14 protein-coding genes are annotated in these 16266 nt (G+C 44.0%); 3 read left to right on the forward strand and 11 right to left on the reverse strand.

The genetic code is table 11. The features are described 5' to 3' along the window. Positions 1-72 precede the first annotated feature (72 nt). The 4 genes from L3V35_RS15000 to L3V35_RS15015 form a co-directional block, all read right to left on the reverse strand. Entirely contained in the window at positions 73-615 is a 543-nt protein-coding gene (locus tag L3V35_RS15000) for a DUF1566 domain-containing protein (RefSeq protein ID WP_054547346.1), read from the reverse strand. Beyond that, entirely contained in the window at positions 615-2255 is a 1641-nt protein-coding gene (locus L3V35_RS15005) for a DUF1566 domain-containing protein (protein WP_237300173.1), read from the reverse strand. The genes L3V35_RS15000 and L3V35_RS15005 overlap by 1 nt, the downstream gene beginning before the upstream one ends. A 192-nt stretch (positions 2256-2447) precedes the next feature. Continuing rightward, positions 2448-2960: an ACT domain-containing protein gene (locus L3V35_RS15010; protein ID WP_010438087.1), complete on the reverse strand. Its 513-nt coding sequence runs from the start codon at positions 2958-2960 to the stop codon at positions 2448-2450. A 253-nt stretch (positions 2961-3213) separates the two neighbouring features. After that, the gene (locus L3V35_RS15015) at positions 3214-4125 is read right to left on the reverse strand and encodes a DUF3943 domain-containing protein (RefSeq protein ID WP_054547348.1); all 912 of its coding nucleotides are present in this window, start codon (positions 4123-4125) and stop codon (positions 3214-3216) included. Positions 4126-4334: 209 nt separating this feature from the next. Here L3V35_RS15015 and L3V35_RS15020 point away from each other — a divergent pair, with 209 nt between their 5' ends. Next, entirely contained in the window at positions 4335-5573 is a 1239-nt protein-coding gene (locus tag L3V35_RS15020) for a CinA family nicotinamide mononucleotide deamidase-related protein (RefSeq protein ID WP_237300174.1), read from the forward strand. Positions 5574-5734: 161 nt separating this feature from the next. Here L3V35_RS15020 and L3V35_RS15025 read toward each other — a convergent pair whose 3' ends face one another. The 3 genes from L3V35_RS15025 to L3V35_RS15035 are packed head-to-tail and all read right to left on the reverse strand — an operon-like array spanning position 5735 to position 9652. Next, entirely contained in the window at positions 5735-6580 is an 846-nt protein-coding gene (locus L3V35_RS15025) for a DmsC/YnfH family molybdoenzyme membrane anchor subunit (protein WP_237300175.1), read from the reverse strand. A 1-nt stretch (position 6581) separates the two neighbouring features. Further along, on the reverse strand, positions 6582-7202 hold the full coding sequence (locus L3V35_RS15030; protein ID WP_004733360.1) for a DMSO/selenate family reductase complex B subunit: 621 nt from the start codon (positions 7200-7202) through the stop codon (positions 6582-6584). Between the two features lie 11 nt (positions 7203-7213). Further along, on the reverse strand, positions 7214-9652 hold the full coding sequence (locus L3V35_RS15035) for a DmsA/YnfE/YnfF family dimethyl sulfoxide reductase (RefSeq protein WP_237300176.1): 2439 nt from the start codon (positions 9650-9652) through the stop codon (positions 7214-7216). 198 nt (positions 9653-9850) lie between these two features. On the opposite strand from L3V35_RS15035, the gene L3V35_RS15040 reads away from it, so the two are divergent. Together L3V35_RS15040 and napF are read left to right on the forward strand one after the other, a co-directional pair. After that, complete coding sequence (locus L3V35_RS15040; RefSeq protein WP_237300177.1) at positions 9851-10417, forward strand: molecular chaperone; 567 nt, start codon at positions 9851-9853, stop codon at positions 10415-10417. After that, positions 10417-10929 carry a ferredoxin-type protein NapF gene (gene napF / locus L3V35_RS15045; RefSeq protein WP_004733363.1) on the forward strand — a complete coding sequence of 171 codons (513 nt, stop codon included), beginning with the start codon at positions 10417-10419 and terminating at the stop codon, positions 10927-10929. The genes L3V35_RS15040 and napF overlap by 1 nt, the downstream gene beginning before the upstream one ends. A gap of 178 nt (positions 10930-11107) precedes the next feature. Here the strand turns inward: napF and yfaE are convergent, their stop codons facing one another. From yfaE to ubiG, 4 genes are all read right to left on the reverse strand, one after another. After that, positions 11108-11386 carry a class I ribonucleotide reductase maintenance protein YfaE gene (gene yfaE / locus L3V35_RS15050; protein WP_004733364.1) on the reverse strand — a complete coding sequence of 93 codons (279 nt, stop codon included), beginning with the start codon at positions 11384-11386 and terminating at the stop codon, positions 11108-11110. After that, positions 11386-12519, reverse strand: coding sequence for a class Ia ribonucleoside-diphosphate reductase subunit beta (nrdB, locus tag L3V35_RS15055; protein WP_004733365.1), 1134 nt, complete (start codon positions 12517-12519; stop codon positions 11386-11388). The genes yfaE and nrdB overlap by 1 nt, the downstream gene beginning before the upstream one ends. A gap of 101 nt (positions 12520-12620) precedes the next feature. After that, a complete protein-coding gene (gene nrdA / locus L3V35_RS15060) occupies positions 12621-14903 on the reverse strand; it encodes a class 1a ribonucleoside-diphosphate reductase subunit alpha (protein WP_108176287.1) in 2283 nt (760 codons plus the stop codon). Between the two features lie 508 nt (positions 14904-15411). Continuing rightward, the gene (gene ubiG / locus L3V35_RS15065; protein WP_017078713.1) at positions 15412-16155 is read right to left on the reverse strand and encodes a bifunctional 2-polyprenyl-6-hydroxyphenol methylase/3-demethylubiquinol 3-O-methyltransferase UbiG; all 744 of its coding nucleotides are present in this window, start codon (positions 16153-16155) and stop codon (positions 15412-15414) included. Between the last annotated feature and the right edge of the window lie 111 nt (positions 16156-16266).

Genomic DNA, 16266 nt, shown 5'->3' on the forward strand with positions numbered 1-16266 from the left:
TGAGTCATAAGCTTCAGAACAATAAAAGAGCAGCCGGTGAGCTGCTCTTTTTGTTTCTGTACCGTGATAAACCTAATTAAATGTTTTCACTAAGCGAACAAGAGGATGTGGAATATCATCTGGGTCTGTAATGACTTCTAAAGCTTCTTCAAAATCAATGATTAAACCATCATAGTCGTTATTTATTACATGAGCATCAGGAGTGTTGGTCCAATATGGCTCATTGGTAGTCGTTGGGAAGTGTGTCAGGTTGATTGCTGGTCTAGTACAGCTATAGTCAACGATTGAACTTAACTCTTTGATATTAGGCAACCTAAAACCAACCTGACCTGCGATAGTGGTCAGATTCGAATCTTCAGTTGCGATGAGCGCATCCTGCCAATTTTGATATTTAATCGCGGTACCATCACATGTGTTATTGGATTGATTGTAGGTTTCGCCTAGGTTGCATTTTGACCAAAGCAAATTTGTCGTTACGTCGAGTAATGTCCCATCTTTACGGTCAATAAATTGCCCGTCTTGGTGAGAGGGAGTTTGAGTTTGCACGCAGGTTTGCGCGATGGTATTTGCACTTAACAGAGAGGCAATTACACCTAAGTATAGTTTTAGTTTCATTACTCAATACCTCCACTTACAGCCACAATTCCTGTCGAGCCTGCGATGTTTTTATTACAAAGTTCAAGCTCTCCATTTTGAGAGTCGATACATCTAGCACTACCATCCTGTTTAACAGAGCTAGAGTGCGTGAAGAGTCGGTCTCCAAGATTAGGAAAGAAATCAATGGCTCCTGCTGGTGCAGTGCCGACATTGAAGTTGATAAATGAACGAGCTTCAACAGGTGAAGGTAAGCGCCAATCTGTAATGCCGCAAATAGAGCGACTGTTTAGGCTACTAATATAACTACTTGTATTACAGTAGTTGCTTCCTGAACCATCATTAATGTACGCACATTGAGAAGAGATCGGGCCGGCGCTGTACAATAGATCATTGGGTGCCCCGGCATAGCCACCATTGGTTGTATTATCAGAGTCGTGCCAAGTATATGTGTACGAAGCGCTTCGCCATGAGCTTGACTGGCTCCCCCATGGGTAAGGGTCGGCGTCAGGGTCGTCTTTGTGGTTCTTAATCCATGTATCAACTTCTGACTGACTAGGCAGTGCTATCGGGTCTTGCTTTGCTTCAATATATAACCCGGTATGCTCATCTTTGACACAGCGCCAATCAGTAGCGCTAGGTGTTAGAGGGTTTCCGTGAGCATCTAGCTTAGTGTAGCGGAAGCCATATTCCCCATCAGCGTGTTCACTTCCATCTGTTTTATCTAAACCAAAATCAGCATCTTGATTAGGGCGCGAGGCTGGAGGAGTGATGCTGTCGTAAGCTGTGCCATCAAAATAGGTGACATAACCAGTATCATTGAAACTCTTCTGTCCGGGAATATAGAACGCGAGAGTGCTTTTACTTGAATCAATTGTAGCGTTACCAACGGAAGCTATTGTATAGATTACCGATTCGCCACCTTCATCGAAGCTATCATCACGGGCAGAAAAAGTGATATTTGTTGAGACGGTCTCTGCTGGTAACTTGAGGGTTAACTCTGATATATCAACAGTAAAGTCCTCAGGAGCGGCAATACCAGTTTGAGTTAGAGTGAGAGTTACATCTTGAGAGGTGTAATGACTCAAAACAGCTCGTTGAATAATACTATCGCCCTCTACAACGGTACTTAAGTCATTACTAAAGCTAACTGTAGGTTGGGTATCGCTGTCATTGATGGTGACTACAGTTCGTTCGTTTGAAAGAATGTAGTTTGCACCGTTATCAGAACTAATAGAATAATGAAGAGTTTTGCTTCCTTCATACAGATTATTGTGCACAAGGTTTAATGGCAGAGCGGCATTTGTTGCTCCTGCCGCAATTTTGACGTTTTGGCTAGAGATAACATCGTAGTTCTTGAATGCACCACTGGAACGTGTCGTCACGTCACTGGTTGAGATCGTCAAGGTTAGGTCTTGGCTTAAGGCTTCGGAAAGAGAAACGGTGATCGACTCTGTTTTTGACCCTGATTGTGGTTCAGAAAATGAAACACTATTAGGGAGGCTAACAGTAACCGGGGAAGAGGATGAACCAGTACTGGTTCCTGTCGTTGTTGTTCCACTGTCATTATTTTCATGGCCGCTTTTACAGCCGCTAAATAGTGTTGTGAGAAGGATTACTGAGATGGCATTGAGTTGCCAACTCGACCTTTTTCTTTCCATGTATCAACCTAAGCTACTAAATTATATAAGATATCTATGATAACAATAAATCCATATAAATGCTTGGTTTCATATGTCTAGGTTATGTTTTTCTATCCTTTTTATTCGTATTTTTGTAAGTTATGTAAGTGAAGTGTGTTTCTCATTAGTTAACCTCCCAACAACGAATCCATTGTCGGGAGGGTAGGTAACTTAACTCTCAATCATCACTCGAGTATCTTCGCTGAGTGTTTCTAGTTCATTCACTACGTCATCAATCAAAACTTCGATTGGTAGCTTAACGGCAATCTTGGAAGTAAATAAGCTTGAGCTAACACCGCCGCCACCGGCGATAAAGACACGGTGGCAGTCCATATCGAGAATGCTGATCCCTTGTCTGTCTAATACATGTGTCACTTCGTTGACGATACCTGCTCTGTCGTTAGAGTCGAGCCTTAAGTGATGGATTGTATCTTGTGCGTTGTGAGTGTGGTCTGAATCAACAAACTGCACGATCAAGTCAGTATTGGCGCTGAAAGCCTCTTTCACAATCGATTCGTTGATGGCTGGAAGTTGAACCTTAAGTACGCCTGCGACCTGGTCTTCAATAAAATTAACTTTACTGATGAGCCATTTGCCGTCGTTTTCGTGAGTAACAGCAGCAAGTTGTTTGATTGTTGCTGGTGATGCTTTTCCGATAAAGTTTACGATAAATGTACTGTTCATATCAGCCCCCAAAGTTTCAATGATTCGTTTCTAATTAAATGTTTGATATCACGCGATAAAGTTCTTTAATTTCAGTGTAGAAGTTTACATCGAACAATGTTTGACCTACGTCAATTTTTGAAACTAAGCTGTGAAGTAAAAAAAGAGAATGAAGAGTAGGGCACAAAAAAAGCGGCTAGAGAGCCGCTTTTTAGAAGAGTTGTCGCTTTTATTAGGAATGCAGTAACTTGAAATTCATAGACTGAAAGACGATTTAGAACGTTACTTTAAAGTTCATACCAACAAATTGAGAATCGTATCGTGCGCCAGCATCGTAGGCGAATCGAGCTGCGTCTTGGTTATCCCACCAAGGGTTAGTATTCAGATTAACTTCTGCGTCACCACCCCATGCATCACTTACCCAGTAGTGGATATGGCCAACAGGGTTTAGGAAGAATAGAGACACATTACCCATGGTTTGAGAGCCCATCACTTCGCCACCTGAAGCAACGATGTCTTGTTCTGCTTCTAGCATCATTTCACCGACAACGGCACCAAAGAAAGGTGTGATGAAGAGATCTTGCCATGAAGGTACTTCAGCAAACGCTTCTACGCCGTATTCCCAGAAGAAGGTCGACATTGTCCAAGAGTACATGAAAGACTCAAACTCGTCGTAACCAGCATGTCGAGCTGCTGTATAGTAAACACCACCGAAATACGGGTGCATCACGTAGTTTAGGAAGTGTTCGTCACGATCCCATACTGGGCCTTCGGAAACGTTATCTTTCCATTTTTTACCCAGTGCGCTGATATCACGTTGGTCATCATCCCACTTAGTGATACTTTCAGGTAAAAGAGTCATTAGACCAACGGTTGCGACACTTAGGCCAAGAATGGTGTAGGTTTGACCCATTAAGTAATCCCAATCTTTGCCATCGCTGACAGTAAGGTAGATTGGTTGCTTATCGATCGTTAGATCGTACTGATCACTTGATTCGCTTAGTGCATAGTTCTTGCTAGGCTTGTAGGTGTACAAGCTTTCATTAACACAGTAATCTTGAGCACATTCATCCGAGTAAGAAAGGTTGATTGGCTGGTCGAAGTCGTATTGGCTTGCAACCGAGTTAACTGACATTAGCATTGAAAATGCAGCAGTAACCTTCGTTAGTAACGGTGATTTGGCCACAAGGGTCTCCATGAGAAGTTAAGAATTGATCAGAGTCACAATTATCTATTAAATGCCTGATTTAGGGAACTAATAATTTATTGCTTTTCCTAAGAAAACCTTAGATTTAACATTATTAATATTTGTGAAAAGGTGAAATGTCTCAAACTCAACCATAGACCAGTTTGTAAATAATGCAGTGTCTTTTTATGACTACAAAGGATAGAAATATGACGAAAATCGCAATGTTAAGCACTGGTGAAGAAGTTCTTCATGGGGACATTGTAGACACAAACGCAGCTTGGATGTCTGCTGAGTTTTATCAGCACGGTTTTGCCCTAGCGAAACGTTCGACTGTGGGTGACCAAATGAATGCTCTAGTTGAAGAACTGTTGATGCTGAGTTTTAACTATGATGTGGTTATCGTTAATGGTGGTTTAGGACCGACAACTGATGATATGAGTGCGGCTGCGGCTGCGACGGCTTCAGAGCAGAAACTCGTCATGTTCCCTGAATGGCTAACTCGTATGGAAGAGATGTTTTCTGGACGTGGTATGCCGATGCCGGACAGCAACCTTAAACAAGCTTTGTTGCCAGCGAGTTCAGAGATTGTCGATAACCCTGTGGGCACGGCTTGCGGCTTCAAACTGAAAATCAACGATGCGACTTTCTATTTCACTCCGGGTGTACCGAGTGAATTCAAACGCATGGTCACGTTTGAGATCATTCCTGATCTGTCACGTACCTATCCTCAAGTGGTTGCCTCTGAATGCAGTCGATTGTTTACGTTTGGTTTGTCTGAATCCGGTATCTCTGATGTTTTGGACCAATTAAAGCTGCCAGAAGGTTATGAGTTGGGTTATCGCTCTTATCTGCCGTTCATTGAGGTCAAACTGTTTGGTCCTAAGGCAGACTTAGAAACTCGCGTTAAGTTGCTGCAAATGGTTTACAAGCTACTAGAAAGTAATGTCGTCAGTGTTGATGAGCCTATGATTGCTCATATTGGACACATCATGGCTGAGAAAAAGAAGACATTATCTGTGTCTGAAGTGTCGACCAAAGGCGCATTGTCAGCGTGGCTGCAATTGAATGAGCAGGTTGAAGATTGCTTCGGGCATTCGTGGGTGATGGCTGAGCCAAAAGAGAGTGAACTTGAGAAGAGCGATCCATTAGCTGCAACCTTTGCTCTGGCTGGCGCAACAAGAGAGAAGTGCGGTACTGAGCTAGCTTTGGTGACTGGCAAGTTAGAAGGCAACACATTCAGCGTTGCATTGTCGACCGAAGCGGGAGAGTGGGGCCTGGTGCTTGAATTTTATCGTCAATACTCACGCGAAGACCAACGTAACGTGATTAAGACCGTTGCTGCCGATATGCTGAGAAGGCATTTAGACAACAAACCGATGTTTGGTACTTACTCTTCAGTTAAGCGATTGAAAGACATGTTTATTCCTGCGGCTATTATTAAGTAAGTATTTAGGCGAGCTAACCAAGTCCGTACTAAAAACGCGAGAAAAAACGAAATAAAAAGGCCCAACATCTAAATAGGTGTTGGGCCTTTAGTTTATCTAGCCTTCTAGATAACCAAACAAGCAGCTATGTTTACACGTAACTCATGTCTGTAAAAACTTGATTACAAACCGCTTGTCATATGTAGACTATAGAACAAACCACGGCCGATTAACTCTGAAGCCAAGAACAATACTAGTGCTAAGCCAAGGTTAACTGGGTTCACTTTTGCTTTGTTCAGCATAGGTAGAATCCAAATCAACAAGCTTGCCATTAGCAGTGCCACTTGAAGAATCACATAGTTACCTAAACCATCGACTAACTCAGACGCTTTTGCCGCTGAAGTTTGGATGTCACCGATTAGGTTCAGCTTTCCTACTGTCACAAGCAAGCTGATAGCAACTGCGATAACAGCCAGCATGGTGATGTTACGGTCAACCGTAAAGCGGCTGTCATTTGCGAATACAATCACAAACTGAGACATCAGCAAGCCGCCCACAACCATCGTCATGATGAAGCTCAGTGGTGTGTAGATGTTGTCCCACGTAGGTACTGTGTTGATCATGTATACGTTAATCATCGCGTACATGAAGATAACACCCAGCACCATAGCGCCGACCATCAGTGCTTTCTGGATAGCAACGCCACCTTTCTTAACCACAGACAGTAGCCATTGCAGGCCGCCGACAGCGAAGAATGCTGCACCGAAGAACACTTCGTTAGACAACCAAGCTGAGCCTAATTGGTGAAAGGCATTAAACGCGCGCAGTGGAGAACCTAGGTGCGTTGTCGAGAACATAAAACCAAGACCCATTAATACCCACAGAATGAACATTGGAACCTTGTAGCTGTTTAGTTTCTCTTCGTCATGACCAAGTACCAGTGCACGAGCACCAATCAGTAAGTAACCACCAACCGCAGTTTGCGCCAGCACCGTAAAGAAGATTAAAGACCACTCATGAAAAATCATCTTACACCTCCTTCGGGTTTGCTAGGTGACCACTGGTATCGCCAGTCGGCTTCGCGTTTTTGTTCAGCTTAATCACGATGTTTGGTAGCGTTTCTGTTGAAGATGGCAGTGGAGCCACATCCGCACCAGAGCCGTACTTCTCGCGAAGTGTATTGATTTCGCCAAACTCCAATGCACGAAGTGGGCAAGACTCAACACAGATAGGCTGTTTGCCTTCAGAAACACGTTGGTAACAACCGTCGCATTTGGTCATGTGACCTTTCTTAGCATTGTATTGTGGTGCGCCGTAAGGGCACGCATTGCTACAGTGCTGACAACCAATACATACGCTCTCATCAACCACAACCAAACCGTCTTCATCACGTTTGTGCATCGCGCCCGAAGGACACACTTTCACACACGCTGGGTTAGTACAGTGGTTACAAGCGATAGAAAGGTAGTAAGAAAAGACATCTTTCTGAACCCAGGTATCACCATCTTGAGTGAAGCCACCACCTGCGTATTCGTATACGCGACGGTAGTTCGTTTTGATGTCTAGATCGTTATAATCTTTACAAGCAAGCTGACAGGTTTTACAACCCGTGCATTTACTTGAATCAATGTAAAAGCCGTATTGTTTCATTCCAACCTACCTTATGCTTTGTTTAGCGTTTTGATTTGAACTAGGTTTGTATGCTGAGGGTTACCCTTAGCAAGTGGGCTCGGGCGCTGAGTCGTCAGCACGTTAATAGAGCCTGCATGGTCGATCTTCTGACCATCTGGTGCGTACCATGCACCTTCGCCTAGTGCGACAACTCGAGGAAGAATCCTAGGTGTCACTTTCGCTGGAATGTGTACTTCGCCACGGTCGTTGAAAATACTGACCATGTCGCCATTTTTAATACCGCGCTCTTGAGCATCAATCGGGTTGATCCACAACTCTTGCGGTGCTGCTGCTTTGATTTCAGCAACGTTGCCGTAAGTCGAGTGAGTACGAGCCTTATAGTGGAAACCGGTTAGCTGAAGTGGGTACTTCTCTGCTAGTGGATCGTTATGACCTTCAAAAGAGTCCACGTAAACGGGAAGTGGGTGAATTACTTCGTCTTCTTTCAGTTTCCAAGTCTTCGCGATATCAGCCAGTTGCTCTGAGTAGATCTCGATCTTGCCACTTGGTGTTGTCAGTGGGTTCGCTTCAGGATCGTTACGGAAGTCTTCGTAAGCGATGTAGTGGTGGTCGTAGCTACGTTTGTAGATACCCAGCTCTTTCATCTCTTCGAAGGTTGGCAGTGTTGGATCGTTCTTACGAGTTTCAGCGTAAAGATGCTCAATCCATTGCTCTTGTGTACGGCCTTCTGTGAACTCTTTTTCGACGCCCATACGCTTCGCTAATTGAGAGCACATTTCATAGATAGACTTCGCTTCGAACTGAGGTTCGATCGCTTTCTGCGCGTAGATGAAGTAAGGCATATTCGCTGCTTTACCATCCATACACCAGTCGTCTTGCTCAGACGTTGTTAAGTCTGGCAGGATGATATCGGCGTATTTCGCTGAAGAAGTCATATGGTTATCAACCACGACAATCATTTCACACGCACTTTCATCTTGAAGAATCGCGTGAGTCTTGTTGATGTCTGAGTGCTGGTTAATGATGCAGTTACCTGCGTAGTTCCAGATCATCTTAATTGGGTTCTTAAGGCGCTCTGCACCGCGAACACCGTCAGTGATGTCGGTCATTTCATGGTGACGGTAAATCGCGTCTGTCCACATGAACATTGAAATTGAAGTTTCAACTGGGTTTGGCACAGTAGGGAAGCGAACAAACGGAATGTTGATGTCACTTTCACGAGCGCCTGTTGAACCGCCAGACACACCCACAGAACCGGTTAGTAATGACAGCATTGCGATTGCACGACACGCTAGCTCACCATTCGCAGTGCGCTGTAAGCCCCAGCCTTGGTGAATCGCACATGGTTTCGCCGTACCCATCTCGCGACCAAGCTTGACGATAGTATCAACGGGAATACCGGTGATCTTAGAAGCCCATTCTGGTGTCTTCTCTACGCCATCTTCACCTAAACCTAGGATATAAGATTTGTAGTCGCTGTTTTTAGGCGCCGATGCCGGCAGTGTCTTCTCGTCGTAACCTACGCAGTATTTGTCTAGGAACGGTTGGTCGACAAGGTCTTCAGTGATCATTACGTGCGCAAGACCCGCTACCAATGCAGCATCTGTAGAAGGACGGATTGGGATCCATTGGTCTTCACGGCCACCGGCAGTATCGGTGTAGCGAGGGTCGATGATGATCGTTCTTGCGTTCGACTTGTTTTTGCTTTCTACATAATGGTGGATCAGACCGCCGCCAGACATACGAGTCTCAGCAGGGTTGTTACCAAATTGGATGTTAAGCTTGGTGTTCTCTAGATCAGAGAAAGAGTTGTTGTTTGCCCAACCACCGTAGGTGTAGCTCAAGCCTTTCGCGATTTGCGCTGTTGAGTAGTCACCGTAATGGTTTAGGTAACCACCACTTAAGTTCATTAGACGAGCAATCAGCGTTTGTGCTGGTGGCCAAGACTTAGTTACCGTACCGCCCAGCGTACCTGTACCGTAGTTTAGATAGATGGTGTCGTTACCGTAGTCTTTGATAAGACGTTGCATGGTGCCAGCGACTTCATCGTAAGCCTCTTCCCAGCTAATACGCTTGAACTTACCTTCACCACGTTTACCCACGCGTTTCATTGGGTATTTCAGGCGATCTGGGTTGTAAACACGGCGACGCATAGAGCGACCACGTAGACACGCACGAACTTGGTGATGACCGTATTCGTCAGTACCTGTGTTGTCTGTTTCTACGTATTTGATTTCACCGTTTTGCACATGCATACGTAATGGGCAGCGAGAGCCACAGTTTACAGTACATGCACTCCATACGATTTTCTCATCCACACTCTCAGCAACCGCAGCCGCTACTGGTTTGGATTTGAAAGGTAAAGCGATACCGCCCGCGAGTGCGGCTGCGCTACCTACCGCAGAAGAAGCCTTCATGAAGCCTCTTCGAGTAAGATTCATTACCCCAGATTCTTTCTTATTCGTCATTCTAAGATGCCTATTGTTATTGATGACTAGCACTTTATAGGTAGTTTGCTCTTTATGTTTTTATTTCTAAATATTGATTGATTGGCATCAAATAAGAGCGAAATTTAAATGTTATGAATCGAATGTATAAAATGGATCAAAGAATGAAATGTATTTATTAATATAATTATCTTTAAACCTATAACGGTATAAATAATAATGATTATCGATACGCATAAATTATTGGGTTCGCTATTTTATCAAGCGACAAGTAAAGAACAGTTGATCACCATTGTCGAAGCTTTGGTGGAGAGTAAAGTGCTCTCTGAAGAATGCTTGCAGGCATTGAGAAGTGAAGACGAAGATGCACTCTCAGCGGAGTTTAGCCGCCTGTTTGAAGGCGTTGGCGACATGCCAGCTCCGCCTTGGGGGTCTGTTTACCTAGATAAAGACCGCGTTGTGTTCGGTGCTTCTACTGTAAAGTATCGACAGTTTTTAGAATTGAATCAGATTGAATTAGACACGGGCTTAAGAGAACCGGAAGATCAATTTGGTTTAATGTTATTCGCCCATGCGTATTTGTTAGAGAACAATAATATTGATTCAGCGTGTGAATTATTGGGGTCCCATTTATTAACTTGGTCTTCTGTTTATTTGGAAAAATTAAATACAGCATCAGAACTATCTTTTTATAAGAAACTATCAACTGATGTAATATATTGGCTTAAATACCTAACATCTGAATATAAAATAAACGTTGTTCCTAAAAAGTTATATATCGACTAATGTCTGAACAAATAAATTCAAATAGACGCGGTTTCTTAACTCGACTTTCTAAACCGGTTAAAGCTGCCGCGAATTATGAAGAGAAGTCACAGCGCTCGTATGCAAGGCCGCCAAGAGCGGTCGATGAGGTGCTGTTTGAGCGTCTTTGCGACGGTTGTCGATTGTGTGAGCAAGCGTGTCCGAATAGCGTTATAGAGATGCTAGAGGGCAGTGCGCTGCTGAATTTGGATTACAACAGTTGTTCTATGTGTAACAAGTGCAGTGAAGTGTGTCCGACTGGCGCACTTCATCCAACGGTCACGCCTTATATCGACCTCAAGCCTAGCTTTGCGGATAGCTGTAACAACTACATGCAAATGGATTGTAATGCGTGCCAAACCGCTTGTTCAGCAAGTGCGATTCAAATCGAAGCAGGGGAGTTGCCTACGGTGGACAAAGATAAGTGTAACGGCTGCGGAGAGTGCCGAAGCGCTTGTTACATTGGCTCAGTGACTTTGAACCTTATTCAGTAGTAAACGTCTGGTTTGGCTTTGTGGCAGCAAGTTAGCAGAAAGGCTTTGGTTGAGTGAGAGGCGAGTCGTCTCAGATACCTAAAGACATAAATAGAAAAGGGTCCGCATTCCTAGAGGAAGCGGACCCTTTTTAGTTCTTATTGAAGTTATTCGAGCAAAGCGACCTAAAGCCAGTTGCTTATGCGCGTTTTTGCTTGCTTCTATGAATAACGTTACTCAGCGATAACTCAGTTTTTGCTTTGCAGATGCATGGCAAAATTTCATTGGCTTGTGTGTAAGCCATAGCAAAACCAACGTACTCGACTTCACCAGAATCCAACGTACAGCGGCAAGCGCCACAGTGGCCATCTCGGCAGTTGTATTCTGGCTCTAACCCTGCTTGTTCCATTGTTTCCAATAGAGTATTTGAAGGGTTAGATTCAATAGAAGTCAGCTTGTTGATTTTGATTGTTGGCATTACAGCTCAAACCCTTCAAAGTCGTCAGCTTTTACTTCGTTGTCGATTTGGCCAACTAGGTAAGAACTGATTTCAGCTTCTTGTGGAGCAACTTGAACGTTATCTGAAGACAACCAAGCGTTGATCCATGGAATTGGGTTCGACGTTGCTTCTGGGTAAGCAGTACCTAGACCAACAGCCTGCATACGGATGTTAGTGATGTACTCAACGTATTGACAAAGAATATCTTTGTTTAGACCAATCATAGAACCATCTTTGAATAGGTATTCTGCCCACTCTTTCTCTTGCTCAGCCGCTTCTTTGAATAGGTCGAAACACTCTTGCTTACACTCTTCAGCGATCTGCATGAATTCGAAGTCATCTTGGCCATTACGTAGTAAGTTGATCATGTGCTGTGTACCAGTAAGGTGAAGTGCTTCATCACGAGCGATTAGCTTGATGATCTTCGCGTTACCTTCCATTAACTCACGCTCAGCGAATGCGAATGAACATGCGAAACTTACGTAGAAACGAATCGCTTCCAGTGCATTTACAGACATTAGACATACGTAAAGTTTCTTCTTCAGGTCGTGAAGTGAAATCTTAACGTCTTCGCCGTTGATGTTGTGGTTGCCTTCACCGTAGCGGTGGTAGTCAGCCGTCAGCTTGATCAAATCATCGTAGTAAAACGCGATGTCTTTCGCACGTTTCAGGATCTCTTCGTTCTCAACGATATCGTCGAATACTACGCCTGGATCATTCACGATGTTTCGGATGATGTGCGTGTATGAACGAGAGTGAATCGTTTCAGAGAATGACCAAGTCTCAATCCAAGTTTCAACTTCTGGCAGTGATACCAAAGGAAGTAGGGCAACGTTAGGGCTGCGGCCTTGGATAGAATCTAGAAGCGTTTGGTACTTCAGGTTAGAGATGAAGATGTGCTTTTCATGCTCAGGAAGCTTGTTGTAGTCGATACGGTCGCTAGACACGTCTACTTCTTCTGGACGCCAGAAGAAAGAAAGCTGCTTTTCGATCAACTTTTCGAAGATTTCGAATTTCTGTTGGTCGTAACGTGCAACGTTTACCGACTGACCCAAGAACATTGGTTCTTTTAGTTGGTCATTTTTTTGTTGAGAAAAAGTACTGTAAGCCATAAATGCCTCAAATCCTTTAAAGACCCGCAATAAAACGGACCCTGTTAATGCTTTAAACCCAGAGAAGATAACTTCTCTGGGGTCTTAATGTTTATTGCGGTTTAGATCTTACAACCGCCGCCTTCACAATCTTCTTCCGGCACTTGAACTGCATCGCCTTGGTCGTCTTTAGCACCATCACGAGTGTTATGGTAATAAAGCGTCTTAACACCGTACTTGTACGCTGTTAGCAAGTCTTTAAGCAGCTGCTTCATTGGTACCTTACCGCTGTCGTAAACACTTGGATCATAGTTAGTGTTTGCAGAGATAGCTTGGTCAACGAATTTTTGCATGATACCCACTAAGTGCAGGTAACCGTCGTTAGTACCAATGTTCCAAAGTAGTTCGTAGTTCTCTTTAAGATTTAGGAAATCTGGAACAACTTGCTTCAGGATACCGTCTTTCGACGCTTTCACTGATACATAGCCACGTGGTGGCTCGATACCGTTAGTCGCGTTCGAGATTTGAGACGAAGTCTCAGAAGGCATAAGCGCTGTTAGCGTAGAGTTACGCAGACCGTGCTCCATGATCTCTTCACGTAGCGTGTCCCAATCGTAGTGCAGTGGCTCTTCACATACTAAGTCGATATCTTTTTTGTAAGTATCGATTGGTAGTAGGCCTTTCGCGTAGTTGGTCTCGTGGAAAGATGGGCAACGGCCTTGCTCTTTCGCTAGTTCAACAGACGCTTTTAGCAAGTGGTATTGAATTGCTTCAAAAGTACGGTGAGTCAGGCCATTTGCGCTGCCATCAGAGTACTTAACACCATTCTTCGCAAGGTAGTATGCGTAGTTGATTACACCCACACCTAGAGTACGACGGTTCATTGTCGACTTACGTGCTGCTGGAAGCGGGTAGTCTTGGTAATCAAGTAGCGCATCTAGAGCACGAACAACCAGTTCAGAAAGCTCAGCCAGATCGTCTAGCTCGTTGATTGCGCCTAGGTTAAACGCCGAAAGCGTACATAGTGCAATCTCACCTTCGTCATCTTCTACGTTAGAAAGCGGCTTAGTTGGTAGCGCGATTTCTAGACATAGGTTCGATTGACGAACAGGTGCTACTTCAGAATCAAACGGGCTGTGTGTATTACAGTGGTCAACGTTCTGAATGTAGATACGACCAGTAGAAGCACGCTCTTGCATTAGCAGAGAGAATAGCTCAACGGCTTTAACCGTTTCACGCTTCACTGAAGGATCGTTTTCGTACTTCACGTAAAGTGCTTCAAAACGCTCTTGGTTTTCGAAGAACGCGTCGTAAAGGCCAGGTACGTCTGAAGGAGAGAATAGGCTGATGTTGCCACCTTGAACTAGGCGAGAGTACATAAGCTTGTTCAGCTGTACGCCGTAATCCATGTGACGAACACGGTTCTCTTCAACGCCGCGGTTGTTTTTCAGTACTAATAGAGACTGAACTTCACCGTGCCATAGTGGGTAGAACACTGTTGCTGCGCCGCCACGAACACCACCTTGAGAACAACATTTTACTGCTGTTTGGAAGTATTTGTAGAAAGGGATACAGCCAGTGTGGAACGCTTCACCATTACGGATTTCAGAACCAAGCGCACGGATACGACCTGCGTTGATACCAATACCAGCACGTTGAGATACGTAACGAACAATAGAGCTTGCTGTTGCGTTGATAGAATCAAGGCTGTCACCACACTCAATCAGTACACATGAACTGAATTGACGAGTAGGCGTACGTACACCAGACATAATTGGTGTAGGTAGAGAAATCTTAAACGTAGACGATGCGTCGTAAAAACGTTTGATGTAGTCAAGACGAGTCGATTTCGGGTATTTACCGAATAAACACGCAGCAACTAAAATGTAAAGGAACTGAGCACTCTCGTAGATTTCTTTTGTTACACGGTTCTGCACGAAGTATTTACCTTCAAGCTGCTTAACCGCCGCGTAAGAAAAGTTTAAGTCACGCTTGTGGTCGATGTACGCGTCAAGCTCTTCGAACTCAGCTTTCGTGTAGTCTTCCATTAGGTGGCTATCGTATTTACCCATATCAACCAGTTTTGCAACGTGGTCATAAAGTGCAGGCGGCTCGTATTCACCGTACGCTTTTTTACGTAGATGGAACACTGACAGACGTGCTGCTAGATATTGGTAATCAGGAGTCTCTTCAGAGATTAAATCCGCTGCTGACTTGATGATTGTCTCATGAATGTCAGTCGTGGTAATGCCATCGTAAAACTGAATGTGAGCTTTCAATTCTACTTGTGATACAGAAACATTGTGCAAGCCTTCAGCTGCCCATGTGATCACGCGATGGATTTTCTCTAAATCGATCGTTTCTTTGCGCCCGTTACGCTTGGTAACAGTAAGTTGTTGGTTCATTCTGCTTAATTTCCCTAACAAAACTGAACAAGGCCGTGTTTTTGTGTATTTCTGTGTAATTTTTGTAAATTACGTTTCGGCTTTGTGATCTTGGTCTACCCATATATTGTAGTTCAAACACAACATATAGGGGTCATTTGTTTGTTGGGTTACAAGATAGTGCTACAACTGATATTTTTCAAGGTAAAGAAATGGGGTTGCTTGTGGATAAGTGGTGGATTGAAAAAAAACTGTAAGTGACCACTAACTGATGACGTTAGACGTGACTTGATTGTACAAAAGTCGCCTTTTAAGGATGCTTTATTTTTGCACGCCCATAAAAAAAAATCCCTTGATCTTTGGGTAAAATAGGCAATGGATTTTGGACGATTAAATTTAAATCGAGGTGGTCAAAATGGAAGCTAGCGCACGAAATTTAGACTGAAAAAAGTCGCAAACTTATGGTAATTGCAACTCTTTTCATTCGTCTTTTTTACAAAATATTTTACGGTAGGGCTACCGATATTTTTTAGCCCAAGTTTTGAGTGTGAACGATGTAGTTCACATCGACTTTTTGGCCTAAACGGTAGGTGTTCGTTAACGGGTTATAGTGCAGTCCTGTAATCCCTAGTTCTTGAAGCGGAGTGTTATCAACCATTTTGATAAGCTCAGCAGGGCGAATGAACTTTTCGTGGTCGTGAGTACCTTCTGGCACAATCTTAAGTAACTTCTCTGCACCAACAATAGCGAACAGGTACGACTTAAAGTTACGGTTCAATGTTGAGAAGAACACATGGCCGCCCGGTTTCACTAATTTTGAACAAGCCGAGATAACTGATTGTGGGTCAGGAACGTGCTCTAGCATTTCCATGCACGTCACCACATCGTAAGTGTGTGGGTTTTGCTCTGCATGGTCTTCAATGGTGCTTTGGATGTAATCGAGCTTGGTGCCGGTTTCTAATGCGTGCAGACGAGCGACTTCGAGCGGTTCTTTACCCATATCTAGTCCGGTGACTACCGCACCCTCTACAGCCATGCTTTCAGCCAGAATACCGCCGCCGCAGCCAACATCGAGAACTTTCTTACCAAAAAGGCCTTCGGTTTTCTCTAGCACGTAATTTAAGCGCAACGGATTGATTTGATGTAGTGGCTTAAACTCGCCTTCTAGATCCCACCAGCGCGACGCCATGTCTTCGAATTTTTTGATTTCTGCTGGGTCTACGTTCTGTGATTTAGTCATAATCGGCATTTCCAAGTTAAATAATGCATCCATGAAATTGCAGGCATTATAACTTGCCTTTTCCTGCTGACCAGAAGATCTACAATTTTGCTAGTTTATTGGGTGTAAAGTGACCATGTTTCAGCAAGATATGACGCTGAGGTG

The sequence above is a fragment of the Vibrio sp. L5-1 genome (genome assembly GCF_021728315.1).
GTDB classification, from domain to species: Bacteria; Pseudomonadota; Gammaproteobacteria; order Enterobacterales; family Vibrionaceae; genus Vibrio; species Vibrio splendidus_K.